The 21,874-nt window shown below is 29.1% G+C and carries 15 protein-coding genes, 1 pseudogene and 2 riboswitches; of the genes and pseudogenes, 4 read left to right on the top strand and 12 right to left on the bottom strand.

Annotated features, from left to right (window positions below):
• Window positions 1-24: 24 nt before the first annotated feature.
• On the bottom strand, window positions 25-2,268 hold the full coding sequence (locus ACTG44_RS01595; protein ID WP_479921147.1) for an EAL domain-containing protein: 2,244 nt from the start codon (window positions 2,266-2,268) through the stop codon (window positions 25-27).
• A 326-nt stretch (window positions 2,269-2,594) separates the two neighbouring features.
• A complete protein-coding gene (locus tag ACTG44_RS01590; RefSeq protein ID WP_479921146.1) occupies window positions 2,595-3,176 on the bottom strand; it encodes a sugar O-acetyltransferase in 582 nt (193 codons plus the stop codon).
• 281 nt (window positions 3,177-3,457) lie between these two features.
• Between ACTG44_RS01590 and uvrA the strand changes: the two genes are divergently transcribed.
• Both uvrA and ACTG44_RS01580 read left to right on the top strand, forming a co-directional pair.
• Entirely contained in the window at window positions 3,458-6,886 is a 3,429-nt protein-coding gene (gene uvrA, locus ACTG44_RS01585) for an excinuclease ABC subunit UvrA (RefSeq protein WP_479921145.1), read from the top strand.
• A 189-nt stretch (window positions 6,887-7,075) separates the two neighbouring features.
• Window positions 7,076-7,909 (top strand): serine aminopeptidase domain-containing protein, encoded by an 834-nt coding sequence (locus ACTG44_RS01580; RefSeq protein ID WP_021382615.1) that lies wholly within the window; start codon window positions 7,076-7,078, stop codon window positions 7,907-7,909.
• Window positions 7,910-8,245: 336 nt separating this feature from the next.
• Here ACTG44_RS01580 and ACTG44_RS01575 read toward each other — a convergent pair whose 3' ends face one another.
• Both ACTG44_RS01575 and ACTG44_RS01570 read right to left on the bottom strand, forming a co-directional pair.
• A complete protein-coding gene (locus ACTG44_RS01575) occupies window positions 8,246-8,812 on the bottom strand; it encodes a chromate transporter (protein ID WP_479921144.1) in 567 nt (188 codons plus the stop codon).
• Window positions 8,809-9,375: a chromate transporter gene (locus tag ACTG44_RS01570; protein ID WP_479921689.1), complete on the bottom strand. Its 567-nt coding sequence runs from the start codon at window positions 9,373-9,375 to the stop codon at window positions 8,809-8,811. The genes ACTG44_RS01575 and ACTG44_RS01570 overlap by 4 nt, the downstream gene beginning before the upstream one ends.
• A 112-nt stretch (window positions 9,376-9,487) precedes the next feature.
• Between ACTG44_RS01570 and ACTG44_RS01565 the strand changes: the two genes are divergently transcribed.
• Window positions 9,488-10,360, top strand: coding sequence for a LysR family transcriptional regulator (locus ACTG44_RS01565; RefSeq protein ID WP_479921143.1), 873 nt, complete (start codon window positions 9,488-9,490; stop codon window positions 10,358-10,360).
• Between the two features lie 151 nt (window positions 10,361-10,511).
• Here ACTG44_RS01565 and ACTG44_RS01560 read toward each other — a convergent pair whose 3' ends face one another.
• Window positions 10,512-11,903 carry a metallophosphoesterase gene (locus ACTG44_RS01560; RefSeq protein ID WP_479921142.1) on the bottom strand — a complete coding sequence of 464 codons (1,392 nt, stop codon included), beginning with the start codon at window positions 11,901-11,903 and terminating at the stop codon, window positions 10,512-10,514.
• A 512-nt stretch (window positions 11,904-12,415) separates the two neighbouring features.
• Window positions 12,416-12,512: riboswitch (cyclic di-GMP riboswitch) on the top strand.
• A 53-nt stretch (window positions 12,513-12,565) separates the two neighbouring features.
• Between ACTG44_RS01560 and ACTG44_RS01555 the strand changes: the two genes are divergently transcribed.
• Entirely contained in the window at window positions 12,566-12,742 is a 177-nt protein-coding gene (locus ACTG44_RS01555; RefSeq protein WP_021382611.1) for a hypothetical protein, read from the top strand.
• A gap of 305 nt (window positions 12,743-13,047) precedes the next feature.
• On the opposite strand, the gene guaA is transcribed toward ACTG44_RS01555, so the two are convergent.
• From guaA to ACTG44_RS01520, 7 genes and pseudogenes are all read right to left on the bottom strand, one after another.
• Window positions 13,048-14,583, bottom strand: coding sequence for a glutamine-hydrolyzing GMP synthase (guaA, locus tag ACTG44_RS01550; protein ID WP_021382647.1), 1,536 nt, complete (start codon window positions 14,581-14,583; stop codon window positions 13,048-13,050).
• Window positions 14,584-14,803: 220 nt separating this feature from the next.
• Window positions 14,804-14,905: riboswitch (purine riboswitch) on the bottom strand.
• Between the two features lie 59 nt (window positions 14,906-14,964).
• Window positions 14,965-16,148, bottom strand: a pseudogene (gene larC / locus ACTG44_RS01545) (nickel pincer cofactor biosynthesis protein LarC).
• Window positions 16,149-16,249: 101 nt separating this feature from the next.
• Window positions 16,250-16,990: a nickel pincer cofactor biosynthesis protein LarB gene (larB, locus tag ACTG44_RS01540; RefSeq protein ID WP_021382633.1), complete on the bottom strand. Its 741-nt coding sequence runs from the start codon at window positions 16,988-16,990 to the stop codon at window positions 16,250-16,252.
• Between the two features lie 164 nt (window positions 16,991-17,154).
• On the bottom strand, window positions 17,155-18,783 hold the full coding sequence (groL, locus tag ACTG44_RS01535; protein ID WP_021382622.1) for a chaperonin GroEL: 1,629 nt from the start codon (window positions 18,781-18,783) through the stop codon (window positions 17,155-17,157).
• A gap of 32 nt (window positions 18,784-18,815) precedes the next feature.
• Window positions 18,816-19,100 carry a co-chaperone GroES gene (locus tag ACTG44_RS01530; RefSeq protein WP_003420907.1) on the bottom strand — a complete coding sequence of 95 codons (285 nt, stop codon included), beginning with the start codon at window positions 19,098-19,100 and terminating at the stop codon, window positions 18,816-18,818.
• A 192-nt stretch (window positions 19,101-19,292) separates the two neighbouring features.
• Window positions 19,293-20,783, bottom strand: coding sequence for a cardiolipin synthase (gene cls, locus ACTG44_RS01525; RefSeq protein ID WP_021382666.1), 1,491 nt, complete (start codon window positions 20,781-20,783; stop codon window positions 19,293-19,295).
• A gap of 18 nt (window positions 20,784-20,801) precedes the next feature.
• Complete coding sequence (locus ACTG44_RS01520; RefSeq protein WP_021382664.1) at window positions 20,802-21,677, bottom strand: DNA-3-methyladenine glycosylase family protein; 876 nt, start codon at window positions 21,675-21,677, stop codon at window positions 20,802-20,804.
• Window positions 21,678-21,874: the final 197 nt, after the last annotated feature.

Raw genomic sequence — 21,874 nt, 5'->3', positions numbered from 1 at the left:
TGCTCAGATTTTTCTTTTAGATATTTAATCATTCGATATTTTTAAACTTTTTATTTTATTATCAGCATATGTGAACTCTTCAAATTCAGATATTAATAGTGGTTTAGAGAAAACATAACCTTGAATATAATCACATCCTATACTTTTTAGAAACTCAACTTGTTCTAACTCTTCAATTCCTTCAGCAATTATCTTCATACCAAGTCTTTTGCCAAGTTCAATAATAGACTCAATAACTACCTTACCACGGTCTATATTATTTTTGCTGACAAAGAATGAACGGTCCAATTTAATTATATCAACTTTAAAATCTTTTAATATCCCTAATGATGAGTATCCAAATCCAAAATCATCTATAGAGCACTTAAATCCCTTAGAATGAATATCATTTATTACATCTATAGCTTCTGGATTTTCTAAGAAGATAGATTCTGTAAGCTCTAAATCTATCAGATATGTTGGTACATTATATTTATTACATATAAGTTCATATTTTTCTAAAAAAGACTTATCATTTAAATGTTGTCTTGATACATTAACAGAAATTCTCAATACTTCTTTACCTTCTTTTATCCATTTAGAAATCAATTTGCATGTCTCTTCAAGTATATATAAGTCTAATTTACATATAAATCCACTTTTTTCGAAAAGAGGAATAAAATCACTTGGATAAATTATACCTTTTTCTGAATTTCTCCAACGCACAAGAGACTCTGCTCCACTGATTTTACCATTTTTTATATCAATTTTTGGTTGTAAACATATAAAAAAGTCTTTATCTTCAAGGGCTTTTTCCATTAAATTTGAAATTTCCTTCTCAGATATTAATCGCTTTCTTTCTATATCACTATAAAAAGAAAAATCACTTTGATGAGCTTTGTTGAAGCTTTTTCTTGCTGTATTTGCATAGTCTTGTATTGTGATTAAATCTTCATTACGATTTTCAATAGTGTAAATACCTGCTGATATTCTTAAAAAGTACGGATTTTCTCTACCCTCATTAAAATAATTTATATCAGCTTCTATTTTATACAATAACTCTAAAACTTCTAACACTGGTCTATTTTTAATAAACAAATAGAAAAGGTCTGCATCATGACGACATACAAATTCTTCATTTTTAGTAATATTTTTAGATAAAACATTATAAATATGTTTGAGTGTCATATTTCCTTTATCACTACCAAAGCAATCATTTATTAACTTAAACTCCTTTATATTTATCGCTATCATCATATAGGTATTATCTGGCGATTCTGAAATTAAGGGTTTTACTAACATACTAAATTTGGTTTGGTTAATGCCATTTGTTATATTATCTAAATATGCAATATTTTCTATTTGATTTACATATTTTTTTCTTATAGTATATAAAAGCCATGTTATAATTCCAATAATACATGTAACTATAAACGTCATTATTATTGTAAAAGAGTTTAGCTTATTAAGTTCACCAAGTACAGCTTCTTCAGGCACTATAAGAACAAAATACCAATCATTTAGACCTTTTGTAATTGGATAATAAGTTAATAAACATTTTATATCTTTTGATGATGTTATTATAATATCTCCCGACTTTTCATTTTCAAAATCATTAAGCATCTTTTGAGCCCAAGGCTCATTTATAGAATCTTTATATTTGTAACTAAGGTCTTTTATTAATTCACTGTTTTTTCCTATAAAAAGAGGGCTTCCCTGTCTATTAATAATTTCAATAGTTCCTTTTCCATTAAAATTATCTATTTTAAGAATATCATTCATACTTTCTTTATCAGATACACCTATTAAAAGGCTAGAAATCTCATGGTTATCATCAAATATAGGCACTGTATAGAGAACAAACCCTAACGATTCTATTACTTCTGAGTATTCTTTACCTTCTATTCCTTTTTTATATGAAACAGTATCCTTCAAGTCAAGTTTTTTTCCACTTAAAAACTCTGCCTTACCTTCTAAATCAATTATTCCAATGTCATAATACTTATAACTAGTCTTTCTTTTAGATAAGTACTCATATCGACTATCACCCTCATATTGTTTAATAAAATCTGCCATTATTCTTAAATCAGATAAGATAAATTTTATTTTAGAATCAACATTCATTACAATTTGTGTAGATACATCCTTTAAATAGCTTTTAGTTTGTTTATTAGATATATTGTGCAGTTTTATGGTACTGAAAATAATAATTACAAGGATTGAAATAATAAGTGAATATAAGATTATAGACAAAACTAAACTATTTTTCTTATACCTTGATAATTTCATTTTTTGTCCTCCAGGTTATAAATCTATTTTTTAAATGTATATTAGCACCTACAAATTTCTCTACTAAGAATCTATTCATACTATATTATAGTATCCTATTTCTTAATATTCAAGAATTCCATATTAACATTATGTTAATAATTCGTAAATAATATCTTTATTAATCAATCATATGAGATATAATTCTTTATGTGCATAAATATAGTAAATGGAATAAATACAATGCCTGATATCTATTAATAAAAAAAACTACCCCTAATTTTGAGATAGCTCTTTATTTTAATAATGTCTTCAATATTTCATGAATAAATATATTGCAATAGTTCTCACTTATTTTCTCTAATAACATGACAAGGATTACCGTAAGCTATAGTATTAGATGGTATTGATTTTGTCACAACACTTCCTGCACCAATAGTTACATTATCTCCTATTGTTACACCTGGTAAAATAATACTTCCTCCACCAATCCAAACATCATTCCCAATTTTAACTGGAGCTGTTATAGTTTTACAAAACTTAAATCCATCATCAGTTTTTTCTCCAAATCTATCTTTAGCATTTGTTGGATGAAAAGCTGTATATATTTGCACATTAGGTGCAATTAGGGCATTATCACCTACTATTATTTCATTATCATCTAAAAAAGTACAATTCATATTCACTTCACAATTGTTTCCAAAATAAATGTTATTTCCATAGTCAACATAAAAAGGTGCCGTAATCCATATATTCTCCCCTCTTTTACCTAAGAGCTCAGTTAAAATACGTTCTTTATTAATCTTGTCATCTGATTTCAAATTATTATACTCTCTAGTCAAATCTTTTGCCTTATGCCATTGATATAACAATTCCTTATCTCCACAATCATATAACTCTCCTGCTAACATCTTTTCACGTTCTGTCATCTCAGCCTCCTACAATATCCCATTGCAAATTTTAACAAACTGTAAATACAACTTATACTCATTACAACAAATATAACACAAACTATATTTGTATTACAATTCATCATTATATTATTTTTTTATTTATTTTTAAATTTTAGTACCTAAACTAAGTATTATTTATTATTTCATTAAAAATTTAATGTTATCATGAATTAAAACAATCCCGAGAAAAATTTAAATTTCCCTTGAATCTAACACCATGTTAGGGTATATTATGCATTCAGAGAGGTGAAGAATAAATGAAAATAAACAATTATAAAGAACAAAGTATTATTACAAATCCTAGAATATTTGAAAATAAATATCAAAATTTACCAAATACTCCAGTAGAATTATTAAAAGTAGTCCAAAACCTAGTAATTCATGGAGACCAAGGAAAACTATATGGTATAACCTTTAATAGGCAGCAAGCCGATGAAGAATTACTTCGTACAATTCCTCAAATGTTAAAAAGAATATTTGAAATAGATTCTAACTCACTAACTATTCCAAGAAAGCCAAAACAGAGATTAGTTGGTATGTGCAGAGACTACTCTTTACTTCTTGTATCCTTCCTAAGATATAGAGGTTTTGAAGCTAGAATGAGAGCAGGTTTTGCTAATTATTTTGAAAGTGAGCTTCCTTATGAAGACCACTGGCTTGTAGAATACTATGATATGGTAACAAAAAGGTGGATAAAAATAGATGCACAAATAGATAACATACAAAAAAATTATTTTCACATTAATTTTGACACTCATGATGTCAGAAAAATAGATGGGTTTTTAACTGGCTCAGAAGCCTGGATAAGTTGTCGACAAGGCCATACTCACCCAGATGACTTTGGATATAATAAAAATTGGAAAGGTTGGCACTCCATAAAGGGTACCCTTCTACATGACTTTAATAATATGATTGGTTTGGAATTGCTTCCATGGGATTTATGGACAGAATTAAGTTCTAAAAAATACAATCAATTAACAAGAGCAGAAAAAAATTTGTTAGATGAAATGGCAGAGATATTATCAAGTGGCAATATAAAAATAGAAGACCTTAATTTGTTAATAGAAAAATTACCTGAAGATTATTTGACATCAATCTTTTCTCAGTTAAAAATGTTAGGTATTTCGGAAACAAAAGAATTAGGTAATCCTCTTGAACTAGAAAAAAAATTCAAATTTACCAAAGCAATAAATAAACCAATTAAAAATTCACTTTGTCACAATAAAAGTTCTATTTATTTAAAAGGAGGAAGGCAAAACAATTTAAAAGATGTTGAGGTTACAATTCCAAAGAATCAAATAACTGTTATTACAGGTGTAAGTGGTAGTGGAAAATCCTCTTTAGCTTTCGATACGATTTATGAAGAAGGAAAAAGACGTTATTTTGAAAACCTAAGTAATGGAGCAAAACTTTCAGAACATCTTCAAAAACCTGAATTCGATTTACTTCAAGGATTAACTCCTACTATAGCTATTGAACAAAAAAAAGGAAGCCAAAATCCTCGTTCTACAGTTGGTACTCTTACAAGCATTTGGGATTACTTAAGAATGTTATTTGTATCAATTGGAAAAAGTTACTGTCCATATTGCAAAATTCCATTAGAAAAAAAGAATACTACAAAAAATTATTGCCCACATTGCCAAACTATTTTTTCTAAGATAAATACTTCAACTTTCAATGCTAATTCCCATACTGGAGCTTGTCATGATTGTAATGGATTGGGTTTTACCTATCAAGTTAATCCTCAATTAATTGTAAAAGACCCTACTATTTCAATATTGGATGGAGCTACTTACTACTTTGGAAAATTGAGGGGGAAAAAGCCAAATGGTAATTGGATGGTAGGTGAATTATATGCAATCGCAAAAGATAAAAATATCGACCTAGATATGCCTTGGAATGAATTGCCAAGAGATTTTATAGATGCAATCTTATATGGTACAGGCGATAAGATATATGAATTTAGCTTTGAATCAAGGGGGCGAGAATCAAAGATTAAAAGACCTGCATCAGGGGCAATCAACCACATTCAAAGACTTTTTAGAGAATCCAGTTCTCAAAATAATGCCTTACATCAATATATGAACAAAATTCCTTGCCATACATGTGGTGGTGAGTTGCTATGTATTGAAGCTAGATTCACTACAATCAAAGGTTATCGCTTCCCTGAATTAACAAAAATGACGATAGAACAGTTGTGGAATTGGTTGTGTGAATTACCAAATCAACTTCAACAAAATGAGATATTTTTGGTAAATGATATATTAACAGAATTAAAAATTCGAGTTAGTTATCTATTAAAGGTAGGTCTTAGCTATCTATCAACAGATAGAACAGCTCCAACCTTATCTGGAGGAGAGCTACAGAGAGTACGATTATCAAGTCAGCTAGGAAGTGAATTAGTAGGCTTAACCTATATTCTAGATGAACCATCTATTGGTTTACATCCAAGAGACCATAATCTAATCATCAAAACTATAGAAGAGCTAAGAGATAACGGTAATACTGTTATAGTCGTGGAACATGATAGGGATACAATACTGGCTGCTGATTATATTATTGATGTAGGTCCAAACGCTGGTACAAAAGGTGGCTTCATTATTGCAGAAGGTACAACTCAAGAAATTATAGAAAATCCAAATTCTATAACAGGCAAATATCTGAGTACATCCAATAAAATAAGTTCAAAAAATAATGTTAAGCCAAGTAAATGGTTAAACTTAAAGGGATGCCATGCAAATAATCTAAAAAATATTGATGTAGAAATTCCCTTAAACTGTATGTGCTCTATTACAGGTGTTAGTGGTTCTGGTAAGAGTTCTCTTGTATTTCACAGTTTACTTCCTGCTTTAGAAGAAAAATTAAACCAAAAATCTATCCCAAATAAAAACTATACCGAACTTACTGGATTTGATACTATTGATGATTTTATCTTAATGGACCAAACACCTATTGGAAAATCTAGTCGCTCTACACCTGCTACTTATATCAATATCTTTGATGAAATTCGTTCTCTATTTGCTAAAACTTCACAAGCAAAACAACAATTATTGGATGAAAGCCATTTTAGCTTTAATAGCAAAAAGGGGCAATGCCCCAACTGTCAAGGATTAGGAAAAACAAAAATTATTCTACAATATATGGCAGACCAATGGGTAACTTGTAGTGAATGCCAAGGTAAGAGATATCAAAAAGAAATACTGTTTGTACAATACAAAGGAAAAACAGTGGCAGATATACTTGACATGGAAGTAACAGAAGCAAAATCATTTTTTAGTGATTGTCCTGATATATATAGAAAACTCTCCCTATTAGATGAAGTGGGACTTGGCTATCTAAAACTAGGACAAAATACATTAGGATTAAGTGGAGGAGAATCTCAAAGGATAAAATTAGCAAAAGAATTAGGAACAAAAACTAAAAAAAGAATGTTATACATATTAGATGAGCCTACTACTGGACTTCATTTTAAAGATATAGAGAATTTGCTAATTACTTTTAAAAAACTTGTAAATGAGCAACATTCACTTTTAATTATTGAACACAATACAGAAGTTATATGTGCTTCTGACTGGGTTATCGATATAGGTCCAGACAGTGGAACAAATGGAGGAGAAATCGTTGCTTCAGGAACGCCTGATGAAATAAGAATAAATCCAAATAGCATTACAGGACATTTTATATAAAATTAAGGTATTGCGAATGAAACTAGAAAAAATTGAAACATAAAATTAGCAGTTATTATGAAAAAATTATTACTGTAGCTACATAAGAAAAGAGTTAACTTTAATATATTGCTGTGATAAAATATGACTAACCTATAAATTAGATTCTAGAAATCATTATATTTTTGTAATATAAGGAAAGGAAACCAAATGAATTGGCAGCATATAAAAATACCAAATGGAGATATAAATATTTTTTGTAATTCATTCATCACTGGAAAATCATCTATGAATATTATTGTTACGCATACTCCCATTGTTACTACACTTGAGATGCAAAAAGCCTATGAACCACTTACTCAATATAATGTAAATATCTTCGCTTTTGATTTTTCAGGAACAGGGAGAAGTGATGGAAATGAAAAAGATTTCTCTCGGAATTCAATTGTAAAAGACTTAGATTCTGTTGTTACATATATAGAAGAAAATTACTCTTCTAACATACATCTATATGGAAATACTGGTATTGGTGGTATGTTTGCCCAATATTATGCATGTTCAAACAATAAGCTAAAAAGTTTTGCTCAGTTCGCTTGTGTTGATTATAAAAATACGACAGGAGTAGGTTATCCCTATCCAATTGTTAAATTATTGAACTTTTTTCTCAAATATCTCCCTAATTTCCATATAACATTAAAACCTCCTAAGTATGAAGGTTATAACGAAGTCTATGATAACGAATTTTATAAAGTATTGGAAAAGAAAAATCCTCATATTTGGAAAAATAGTACAAAAATGATTAGCACCATGTTAGAATGTTTTGTTGCACAAGATAGTACAATAAAAAATGGAGTTAATATACCCACTCTTGTCTTCAAAACACTTCATGACAGATATTTTAAAATACAATATTTTGATAGTTATTATAATTCTTTAAAATGTAAGAAGAAGCTTATTGAAATTGATAATGTTCATAATAGTTACTATTTAGACAGTGATAAATTTTGTCGAGAAGCATATAATTGGTTTTTAGAAAATCAATAATGTGTAGGATTATGTTACTAAGTAAATATTATATTGATGGTCAATACACCTATTTTAACATTAAGTATTGATATATTAAACTCAAATGAATTCTTGGCATAAACAATTATATCTATAGCTTAATTTAATAATATCTATTCAAAGAAAAATCATTTCTTGTATGGTAAATAATAAATCTAATCTAAAGACTATGTAAGTTTTAGATTGTCTTTTCAAATCTTCTTAAACGTCTGAATAGCCTTACTCTATTGGCTATTTGGACATTTTTATTATTGATTGACATGTGCTAAAACTCACCCAAACACGGAACTTGTATAATGTGTTTGAGTGATGACATTATAAATAAAAAAGCACTCCCACTATACCACTTATTAACATAATTACGATGGGATTAGTCTTCCATTTACGCACTATAAATAACATAACACAAAATATTACTAGTGCAATCCAATTTAACGTCTTAAATATGGAATTAAAACACATTGTACTCGTTCCAAATAATGCAAGGATTATAATTGTGGCGGCAGCTGAGATAATTAAACCTAATGATGCTGACTTTAGACCGTTTAATATTTCAAATATATAGGTAGAATTTTGGTGCCTTTGAAAAAAATCATATAAAAATAGAGATATTACTACCCCACATAATACACAACCTAAAGTAGCCGCAACTGCTCCCCAAAAACCTCCAATTTGAAGCCCAACAAAAGTAGAAGTATTAACAGCTAATGGTCCTGGTGTCATTTGCGAAATAGTTATAATATCTGTAAACATTTTCTCACTTATCCATCCAGTTTGATTTACTACTTGCTCTTGAATTAAAGGTATTATTGCATAGCCACCACCAATACTAAGCAATCCTATTTTCAAAAATATAAAAAATAAGTTCCAAATTGTATTCATTTATTTTCCCTCTTCTTGTAAAAAACTCGTATTACACACATAAAGTAACAAACAACTAATATGAGAGCTACATTTATACCCATCACAAAATTTGCAAAGAAAGCAATAGGTATCATAGCTGATAAGAATAGAGAACGTTCTTTTAGTATCATAGAACACATATCAATAATCAAATCTACGATTAATGCAGCAACACCAGCTTGCATTCCTTTTAATACTGCAGCAACAATAACATTGGAGATAAAAGTTGTGTAAAATACTGATACTAATCCAAGAATAGCAAGTGGAGGTATTATAGCAGATATACAACTAATAACAGCTCCTAAAGTACCTGCTACTCGATAACCTGCCAAAGCAGATAAATTGATTGCAATTGCTCCAGGAGTTGATTGTGCAACTGCCGCCATACTCATCAAATCATCCTCTGTAAAGTATTGCTTCTGTTTTACAAAATAACGTCTAACCATAGGTACAACTACATACCCCCCTCCAAAAGTGAATGTGCTAATGAATAAATTGATAGTTAGAAGCCAAAAATATGGTTTTTTGCTTTTCTTCAAAATCTACCTCCTTCTTCCTTCTCTTATTTAGTATATCTCTTGCCCTTCAATCTGTAAAATGATAGAATTTAATAGAATCAATTAATTTTATTCATGTCTAGTGAGGATACTTATTATGAACATACGATATTTAGAGATTTTAGAGGCAATTGAGCAAACAGGAACATTCACAGGTGCTGCAAAAAAATTACATATCACACAATCTGCTGTATCTCATGCCATAGCTGAACTTGAACAACAGGCTGGCACAGCACTATTTGACAGATTACCACGAGGAGTATGTCTGACTCGTTGCGGTATTTCTCTTTTAGAAGAAGCACGCAGTATACTAACCGCTTGTCGCAATTTAGATAAGAGAATTAGCTATTTAGAGGAAAGTACACCTATAAATATTGTATCTAGCATTACAATTGCTTCTTTTTTACTTCCTCCAATTTTAAGTCGATTAGAGAATTCATTTCCATCTCTTAAAGTGAATGTACGTGTTGAAAGTGCTAATTCAGCTATGGATATTTTAAAAAATGGAGAAGCCGATATAGCTTTTTGGGAAGGTACAGAACCTCAAGGGGCATTCCGTACAATTTTATTAGGTTCGTATAAATTATGTGTTGCATGTGCTCCAACTTTTCCTTTATCAGAACAAGTAATATCTCTACACCAATTATGTACGTTTCCATTGTTGTTACGTGAAAAAGGAAGTGCTATTCGTGATACTTTAGATAGTGTATTATCTCTTTCCAGCCAAAAGGCTTATCCCGTTTGGGAAAGTGTTAGTTCTTTTGCACTTATTAAAGCTGCAGAGGCAGGGTTAGGTATAACCATTTTACCAGAAAACTTATTATCAGATTCGTTATTACATAATAAATTACGATTGGTTAAATTAGATGGAATAGATATGGAAAATAAAATGTTAGCAATCTTACATAAGGATAAAAATATCACACAACCTTTGAAAATAATATTAGACAATATAACCAATATACTCTAGTTTGAAAATTTGATTTTTTAACATCAATTTTTGTTAAATGAAAAAAGTGTGTACTATTCTTTGATATTGTGATATTTTAATTATCACCACTCTTTAGAATAATACACACTTTATTTTAGACATCATCTAAACTAAAATAAGACGAGAGTCTCTATTGTATATGTTTTAAATTAATAATATATTCTTTTTTACCTTTCTCAACTCTAAACTTATCATTTTTATTAGGATAAATAGTCACAACATTATCTTTATACTCTGATTCATCACATTTTATATTAAGTGGCATAATTTCAGATTCTTCACATAGATAGGTAATAGGCTTATCTTTGTTCATTACAACAACCTGTACCATACCATCACCTTTTGGAGATGATATATTTCTCCATTTATATCCTACTGTTTTATATATATCCTCTGCTGGTGTCCCAGATTTAAAAACATATATTTTATCCCATTCAGGAGTCGTTACTTCTGATAGTCTTATTTCGCTCTTACCTTTACTGATTTTATTAACTGAAGAAATGAACTCTCCAAATTTTTCATCTTCTTTATTTTTTTCAAATTTAACTAATTTACTAGTTTTGTCAACCACATTCCATTTGTCATTATTTTTCTCTAATTTAAAGTTAATCTTAGAAATACATTCCCCATGTTTACCTGGTTCAGTAACTATAACATTTTCTCCTGATTTATTTTTATAATCATGCTGCTCAATTTGAACATGATTATGTCCAGCAACTATAGCATCAATTCCATCAACTTGTTGCGCTAAGTCTTGTATTCTATTTCCTGGGTTTCTAGGTTTTTTGGGTTTTTCGCCTGTATGTGCAACCGCTACTATGATGTCAGGTTTCTCTTTTTTCATTATACCAACCCATTTTTTAGCATCCTCTACCAAATCATTCATATACAATTCACCATTATATCCTTCTTGGTCTTTTAACTCTAATGATTTAGAATCTACAAGCCCTCCATCTTTCCATTGTTTTCTCTCTCCAACTTCTTTTATAGTAAGCCCTAAAATTCCAAGTTTTACATTTCCTTCAGGTGTATTAATGTTTTTTATTATGTATGGTTTTGTATAATTTTCCCCATTTTTCTTATAAGTATTTGCTGATAATATATTTATTTTTTGTTTTTCAAAATCAGATATCATATTATCTAAATAGAATTTATTATTAGCTATGAATTCATGATTTCCAAGAACTGCAACATCATAACCTACTTCTTTCATATCTCTTGCAAGAGGTGCCTCAATATAACTCTCAGTGTTATTGTCACTGTTTTTATATCTATCACTAAAATAATCATCCATACTGCTACCTAATACCTGTCCACTATCAAAAAAATCTCCAGCATCTACCAAAGTTATATTTTTATCTTTTTCTCTTTCTTCTTTTACATAAGAAGTTAATTCATAAGGTATAACACCATGTAAATCAGTAGTCGCTAACACATTTATTTCTGTTGTTTTCTTTGAGGCACACCCAGACATCAGTGCTGCAAATAGAAAAGTAACTACTATAATTATTTTATTTTTCATAATCCCTCCATCTTCTAAAATATTCATTTTAATATATTAACTACCAAATTATTCTATAGTATTAATATTAATACATTATGTACAGAAAGCATATTTATTTTCATATACATAAAATGTTAAAAATTAAAAAACTAGATAACTTAATCTCTAGTCTTTTTTATCTTATCTTACTTAATACTATTTTCAACATTATCTGACCTTTGCTAATAAGTATAATTTATATGCTTATTACTGTCAAGTTTACCTCATCTCCTCTACAATATATCCCAAAGTTACCTAATTTCTCTCTACTTAATTTATTAACTACTTCTATTTGCTTCAATTTATACCATCTTCTTAATTTAATAATAGAAGCTTTTTAATAGAAAAACTACAGGCAAAATTTATCATAATCAATACATCTGGTCTGTTTTTTGAAGTAAAATAACATTCATATGCATAAATTTATTCAATTTTCAAATAATCATGTTGAATAATAAGTAATTCTGTTGTATTATTGTAGTTGTAGAATAAAACTAAATCGGCAAAACTAGAGAAATTTAGTGACGCAAAGCTATAGGGACTAAGACTTATAAAATAAGTTATAGGTTATGTCAGCCAGTTGCCAAAAAGATATAATCTTTTTGTTTTTCATGAAAGTTTTTTAGGGGGATAAATATATTATGTTTGGAGATAAAATGGATAGATGTACACATATATTGACTGCTTATATTGGTAGTCCATATGATTATTGTGATTTTATAGATACACAGCTAGATGATTTTATACTAGAGTACGGAGAAAATGTGGTAGAATCTTGCCTACATCAAGTGATGATATTGGTAAGTAAGTATAATTAGGTAGGTTTTGTTTTCTAGAAAGACCTTTTTAGTTTTATCTACATTTAAATAATCTTATAGTAAAAAATTTAAATATCATATGTTAGTTCTACTACAATTAAACTTGGTCAATATCGAAAAAAATCTGGACGAGTTTATTACAAGTTAAATAATGATGAAATCGAAGAAATAATAAAATAACTTGAAAATCTATTATTTAAATAAATTTGATTAATGTAGATAAACAAGTCTAGGTGAGTTTATTATTAGATAAATTTAAAAAGCTATAAACCTTGAAATCACAAGGTTTATAGCTTTTTTATTTATTATTCCCATTCAATAGTACCTGGTGGTTTAGAAGTTATATCATAAACTACTCTATTTACTCCATCAACTTCATTTATTATTCTATTAGAAATTCTTTCTAATACATCATAAGGCATCTTGTACCAGTCAGAAGTCATTCCATCAGAAGAAGTAACTGCTCTTAAACCAACTAAATAAGCATATGTTCTTTCATCTCCCATAACTCCAACAGTCTTAACATCTGGTAATGTTGCAAAAGCTTGCCATATTTCTCTATATAGACCTGCTTTTCTAAGCTCGTCCATATAAACAGCATCAGCTTCTCTTAATATATCACATTTTTCTTTAGTTACATCACCTATAACTCTTATTCCTAGACCTGGTCCTGGGAAAGGATGTCTAAATATTAATCCTTCTTCTATACCAAGCTCTAATCCTATTTTTCTAACTTCATCTTTAAATAACTCTCTTAATGGCTCTACAATTTCTTGGAAGTCTACATCTTCTGGAATTCCACCAACATTGTGATGAGACTTTATAGTAGCAGCATTTCCATGCCCACTTTCTATAACATCTGGATAGATTGTTCCCTGAACTAAGAAATCCATTTTTCCTAATTTATTTGATTCTTCTTCAAATACTCTTATAAATTCTTCACCTATTATTTTTCTCTTAGCCTCTGGCTCAGAAACGCCCTTTAACTTAGATAAGAATCTATCTTCCGCATTAACTCTTATTAAATTTATATCAAATTTCTCTCTAAATATTCTTTCTACATCATTTCCTTCATTTTTTCTAAGTAAACCATGGTCAACAAATATACAAGTTAAGTTGTCCCCAATTGCTCTATGAATAAGAACTGCAGCAACAGAAGAATCAACTCCTCCACTTAAAGCACATAAAGCTTTTTTATCACCTATTTTTTCTTTTAATTCTTTTATTTTATCTTCTATAAATGAATCTGTAGTCCAGTCACCTTTTACCTTACAAATATTGTATAAGAAATTTGTAAGTATCTTATCGCCTTCCAAACAGTGTTCTACTTCTGGATGGAATTGAACTCCATATAAGTTTTGTTCTACATTTTCCATAGCCGCTACTGGACAATCGTTAGTATTTGCAACTATATTAAATCCTTCTGGAACTTTTTCTATTAAATCCGTATGACTCATCCATACACTATTTGTAGTTATACCTTCAAATAATGATGATTTTCCATAAGTTATAGCTGTTTTTCCATATTCTTTTTCTTGTTTATTACCTTTTCTTACAACTCCGCCTAATACATGAGACATTATTTGAATCCCATAGCATATTCCAAGTATTGGAACTCCTAGTTCAAATATCTCTTTTGATATTGTTGGTGAATCTTCTAAATATGCACTATTTGGTCCACCAGTAAATATTATCCCTTTTGGATTTTTTTCTTTTATTCTTTCTATGCTTGCAGTACATGGAAGTATTTCACAATATACGTTGTTTTCTCTAACTCTTCTAGCTATCAACTGATTATATTGTCCTCCAAAATCTATTACAAGTACTAATTCATGTTTCATAAATTTACATCTCTCCTTGTATAATATAGTTTTTATATATTTATTTTAACACAATACAGTCTAAATTATATTAAATCTTTTTACACAAAAAACCTGTATAGTAACTTCCATAATTTCTAACAAAAGTGAAATTACTATACAGGCTTCCAAAATACCTTTATCTTATAGCCAACACATAGGGAGTATAACTCAGCCTACACATTTACTTAACTAGGTCTTTTGGTATAATAATTTCACTCATAGTCAAGATATTTACGGTATCTTGGTAGAGACTCTCAGACCATATTTCTGAGCATATACGAGTGAGTTTATATTTTATATATTTTTTTCTGTTTGCTTTTATTTAATAAAGCTGAGTATTAATTTATCAAAATTTATTGCTTATGTCAATAAGTTTTCACTAAATTCTTCTTTTATTCTAAAATTTATATCAGCAAACACTTTTTTTATAGGAATATCTTCATTTTTTGCTATAGTTTTACATTCATTATATTCTGGAGTAGCTTTGACTAGTTTATCTTTATAATACCCTAATTTTACTGTGACCACTCCATATTTTGTATCCAATTTTACAAATTTTCTCTCTAGAATTTCTCTATTGTATGCATTATATCGCACTCCAAAAGTACTAGTTTCTAAAAGTAATATTTTAATAAATTTTTCTAAATCTGATTTATTACATAAAATAGATACTTTTGTTGCAGGTCTATTCTTCTTCATATAGATGCTCTCTGTATAAATATCTAACGCTTTCTCATCTAATACTTTTTCATACAAATAAGAATAGATTTCTGAAGACATATCATCAATGTTTGCACTAATTTCATAAATTAACTCTTCTTTTTTTTTTCACCTAATACAGTTCTTAGCATGTTCGGCACTTCAAACTTTTTATGACCTATTCCATATCCAATTTGTTTTGGAGAAAATTCAAACTCATCTACAAACTCATCACACAAAACTTTTATGATTGCAGCTCCTGTTGGAGTTGTACATTCCCCTTTTACATTATTTAATTTAATTGGTACATCTTTTAAAATTTCCATAGTTGCAGGTGCAGGTATAGGTATAATTCCATGTTCACATTTTACAAATCCTGAACCTACAGTCACTGTACTGGCACAAACTTTGTCTACACAAAGTAAATCAACTAATATAGAAGCTCCTACTATATCTACAATTGAATCTATAGCCCCTACCTCATGAAAGTGTATCTTATCTATCGTAGTTCCATGAACTTTTGCTTCTGCTTCTCCAATTACCATAAATATTTTTTTTGCTTTAGATTTTACATTTTCATTTAGACCACTTTCATCTATAATCTCAAATATATCCACTAAATTTCTATGTGTATGCGTTTCTTTTGTAATTACTTCTACTTTTGTACCTACTATTCCATTCTCATTTTTTGAGCTGATGTTTATATTAAATTCATCGCTCATATTTAGTTTATGAATTTCCTCCAGAAAAATTTCCTTAGGTACACCTAAATTTAATAAACTTGCAAGGGTCATATCCCCTGATATACCACTTATTATATCAAAATAAAGTATTTTTTCACTCATATATGTCTCCTTAATTTTAACAATAAAAATATAATAGAAATTAGATTTTATTATGTAATTTATGTTTAATTTATATCAATATATTTATTATAATTTATTTATTATAATTTATTTATCATTGCTGCTAAATATCCTGCTCCAAATCCATTATCAATATTTACAACAGATATCCCAGATGCACAACTATTTAACATAGCTAGCAATGCTGCTAACCCTCCAAAATTTGCACCATATCCTACAGAAGTTGGAACAGCTATCACTGGAACATCAACCAATCCTCCAACTACACTTGCAAGTGCACCTTCCATTCCTGCAACAGCTACTATTACTCTAGCACTATCTATTTTGTGTCTTTTGTTTAAAAGCCTATGTATGCCTGCCACTCCTACATCATAGATTCTATCAACATCATTACCTAGAAATTTAGCTGTATAATATGCTTCATCTGCTACTGGTATATCAGAAGTTCCCCCTGTAGCAATCACAATTTTGCCTTTTCCTATATTCTCTATATCATGGTTTTGAATTTTAAGAATTTTAGATAATTCTTCATACTCAGCATGATTATAGATTTCTTTAATTTTTATAAATGTATCTTTTCTACATCTTGTCCCCAATATATTGGAGCCTTTTTGATTCATTTTATCAATAATTCCTAAAATATGTTCGTCACTCTTTCCTTCACAATAAATAACCTCTGGGTATCCATTTCTTAGCTCTCTATGATGGTCTATATTTGCATATCCAAGGTCTTCATATGGTAAATCTTTTAATTTATCTAATGCAACATCTATATCAATGTTCTCATTTTTAACTTCTTCAAGCAACTTTCTTAAGTCCATACTCTCGCATCCTTTTTAATTTTAATTTTTTATCTAATAACAATTATACCTCAATTAATATTTATGTAACATTACTTATACATAAAAGAACTATTCCAACTTAGAAATTAAAACTAAGTCAGAATAGTTCTTTATATTAAGATTTATGTTCTAAATTTTTTAAATTACATCATACCTGGCATTCCGCCACCCATTCCTGGCATTCCTGCATCTTCTTTCTCAGGAAGGTCAGCAACAGCAGCTTCAGTAGTTAAGAAAGTACCTGCTATTGATGCAGCATTTTGTAAAGCACTTCTACTAACTTTAGTTGGGTCAACTATACCAGCTTCTATCATATTTACATATTTTTCATTTAATGCGTCAAATCCAGTTTCTGCTTCAGAATTAACAATATTTTGTACAATTACAGCACCTTCAAGACCAGCATTTATAGCTATTTGTCTTAATGGTTCCTCTAATGCTTTTTTAACTATTTGAGCACCTAGTTTAACTTCTCCTTCTAAACTTTCAACTAGTGTACCTATTGCTGGTATAACACTAACAAAAGCAGTTCCTCCACCAGCTACTATTCCTTCTTCTACTGCTGCTCTAGTTGCATTAAGAGCATCTTCTATTCTTAACTTTCTTTCTTTTAACTCAACTTCTGTAGCAGCTCCAACTTTTATAACAGCTACTCCTCCAGCAAGCTTAGCTAATCTTTCCATTAATTTTTCTCTATCAAAATCTGAAGTAGTTTGCTCTACTTGATGTTTGATTTGAGCTACTCTATCTTCTATAGCTTTTTTATCTCCAGAACCATCTACTATCGTAGTATTTTCTTTAGTTACTTTAACAGATGAAGCTCTACCTAACATAGATAAATCAGCTTCTTTTAAATCATAACCTAATTCTTCTGATATTACTTGAGCACCTGTAAGTATTGCTATGTCTTGAAGCATTTCTTTTCTTCTATCTCCAAATCCTGGAGCTTTAACTGCTACTACATCAAATGTTCCTCTTAATTTATTAACTACTAATGTAGATAATGCTTCACCTTCTACATCTTCAGCTATTATCAATAACTTTTTACCTTGTTGAACTATTTGCTCAAGAACTGGTAATAATTCTTGTATGTTAGATATTTTTTTATCAGTAATTAATATATATGGGTCATTTAAAACTGCTTCCATCTTGTCTACATCTGTAACCATATATGCAGAAACAAATCCTCTATCAAACTGCATACCTTCAACAGCATCTAATTCAGTATTCATAGTTTGAGATTCTTCAACAGTTATAACTCCATCTTTTCCTACTATTTCCATAGCTTCTGCTATTAATTTTCCAACTTCTTCATCACCAGCAGATATAGAGGCAACTTGAGATATAGCTTCTTGTGTTTCTACTATTCTTGATTGATTTTTTAATTCTTCTACCGCTACTATTACCGCTTTTTGTATTCCTTTTCTTAATAATATTGGGTTAGCCCCTGCTGTTACATTTTTTAAACCTTCTCTTATTATAGCTTGTGCTAAAACTGTAGCAGTTGTAGTACCATCTCCAGCTACATCATTAGTTTTTGTTGCAACTTCTTTAACTAATTGAGCACCCATATTTTCAAATCTATCTTCTAACTCTATCTCTTTTGCTATAGTTACACCATCATTAGTTATAAGTGGAGAACCGAATTTTTTATCTAATATAACATTTCTTCCTTTTGGTCCTAATGTTACTTTTACTGTATCTGCTAATTTATTTACACCAGCTTCTAAAGCTCTTCTTGTTTCCTCTGAAAATTTAATTTCTTTAGCCATTTTAAACCCCTCCTAATAAACTTATTCTATATTTATTCAATAACAGCTAATACATCACTTTGTCTTAGTATTGTATACTCTTGTCCTTCTATCTTAACTTCTGTTCCAGAATATTTTTGGAATATAACTTTATCTCCTACTGTTAATTCCATTTTTATTTCTTTTCCTTCAACTATTCCACCTGGTCCAACTTCTACAACTTCAGCTATTTGAGGTTGCTCTTTAGCTGCTCCTGGTAAAACTATTCCACTTGCAGTTTTTTCTTCTGCTTCTACTTTTTTAATTACTACTCTGTCAGCTAATGGTCTTATTTTCATTCTTTACGCCTCCTAAAATATTAAGTATAGACTAGTTCGCCTATGTTTTTAGTTATTTTTAAATTAATACTACTTTTATATGTAGATTTATATATATACTTTTTGTTTATTATCACTCTATTCAATAGAGTGCTAACAATTATTATAATATACCAATCACACATAATTTTCAATACCTTTTTTAATAATTTTTTATAATATTGGTGAAAATAATCTGGCTACAGATTCTTTGATTTTTTGTATTATACTTCTATTCTTAAATACCTCCAGATTCAGCTCTTCACAGTGACTTAAATCTTCAAAGAAATCATCTGTCATTACTCCAATAACTTCTTCATCATAGATAAATGCATTTACTTCAAAGTTAAGCATAAAACTTCTTAAATCCATATTAGCTGTACCTGCAGAAGCAATTTTATCATCTATTATTACGACTTTAGAATGTATAAACCCTTTATTATACAAATAAACCTTACCACCTGCTCTTAATATTTCTTCAAAATAGGAATAGGATGCTATATTTACTATCTTGTGGTCTGCAATCTTTGGAAATATTATTCTCACATCTACTCCACTAAGTGCAGCACTTTTTATTGCTTTTAGTAAACTCTCATCTGGAATAAAATATGGAGTTTCTATATAAACATTTTGTCTAGCTTGACATATCGCAGAAAAATAAGCATAATGAATATCTTCCCAATCACTATCTGGTCCACTTGCAACAACCTGTATCATACTTTCACCAACATTACCCACACTTGGAAAGTAATTTTTAGTCACTAAAACTTCTTTTGTTGTGTAATACCAGTCAATTAAGAATGTCATTTGAAGCATGTATACAGAAATACCTTTAATTCTGATATGAGTATCTCTCCAATACCCAAATTTATCATTTTTTCCTAAATATTCGTCTCCTATATTTATTCCACCTGTATATCCAATTATTCCATCAATAACAACAATTTTTCTATGATTTCTATAGTTCAATTTTCCTCCTATTATAGGAAATTTTGTAGGTAAAAATGCTGCTATTTCTATACCAACTTCTCTCATTTCTCGGAAAAATTTTCTATTAAACCAAAATCTCCAACATCCTACATCATCATATAAAATTCTTATTTTAACGCCTTCTTTGGCTTTCTTTATAAGTTCCTCTTTTAACACTCTACCTATATCACTATCTTTTATAATAAAGTACTCTAGATGTATATGGTCTTTTGCTTCTCTTATATCTTCTATAAGCCTTTTAAACTTTTCATTTCCATCTACAAATACATCTACTTTATTATTTTTAGTGAAGGGAAACATACCAGTCTTTAACAACATGTTTATTACTCTTTTTCTGTAACTACCATCCTCTTCATCTCTTAAAAGCTTGTTTTGCTTTATAGATTCTTTTTCTAGTTCAACGATTTCTGTTATCTTTTCTAACGTATCAAAAAGTTTCTTTTCTTTTATATTGTTAGCTAGTTTTTGAGTCTTAAATAATTTTCGCTTTCTAATATTTCTACCTGATATAGCATATACAATTAAACCTATCCCTGGAAATATAATAAACATTAGTAACCATGACATGGTTTTTGCAGGATCTCTATTTTCAAGTAATATAATCACAGAAATTATGGCTCCAGCTAGATATGATATAATTAAATAGAACAGAAATATTGTGCCTATTACTCCCATAATTTCTCCCCCTTAATTCTATTTTCCTATACCAAGTTCTCTCGCATAGTAAAATAAATACTGTTGAGCAAATCCAGACATATCTCCGAATTTATCAATCCCATAAGTTCTCATTTTAGGTAAACTCATATCTTCATCTATGTAGAACTCTTGCATAACTCTCTTAACCCAAACATCAACTGGAAAAGAATCATATTTTTGCATGCCAAATAATGCAATACAATCACATACTTTAGGTCCTACTCCATTGAATTTTAAAAGTTCTTTTCTACAATCATCTGTAGTTAAATTTGTATATTCAGATACCTTATCATTATTTTCTATAACTGCCTGTGTAGTACTTTTTATGTACTTGTCTCTAAAACCTGTTTGACATGCTCTTATTTCCTCTTGAGAGGCCTTATTCAGCTCTTCTGGTGTTGGGAATGCATAGTATTCAACACCCTCATACTCACCTATGTACTTACCAAATTTTTTTGATAAATTTTCTATAGCTCTTTGTATCATAGGAATTCTATTATTAGAGGAAATTATAAATGATATAAGCATTTCCCATCCATCTTGTCTTAATATTCTTATTCCACATCCAAACTCAGTAGCTTTATTTAAATATTCATCCATATTTTTTAGCTTATTCTTTATTTCTGTATAATCAGTTCCTAAATCAAAGTAATTATACCAAATACTATTAAACTCCTCTAAATTTGTATTATTTAAATATACTTTATCATTTTCTTTTTTTACATTTAATATTCTACCCTTTGCAACACCAGTGTATGAGTCATCTTCTTGTTTATGCCATCTAAAACATTGACCACACTCAAATATATGTTTTGGATCAAAATCTGTTACCCCTTCTAGTATAACTCCATTATCCTTTTCATAAACATTCATATACCAAATCTCCTTAATATTTATATTTTTATTTTGTCCATTTATTTAAAAACTTAACTTTAATATGTGTATTTTACTTATTTTAACACAAAGATAAGTAATTTCAAAATTTATAATGTTATTATTATGTAAAATAATATTTTACTTTAAATTTTCACTTTAAATAAAAAATGAATTTCTATAAGTTTATACCCATT

The organism is Clostridioides sp. LIBA-2809 (assembly GCF_056688965.1).
The sequence above is the reverse complement of the archived record's forward strand: the minus strand, read 5'-3'. Positions and strand labels throughout refer to the sequence as shown.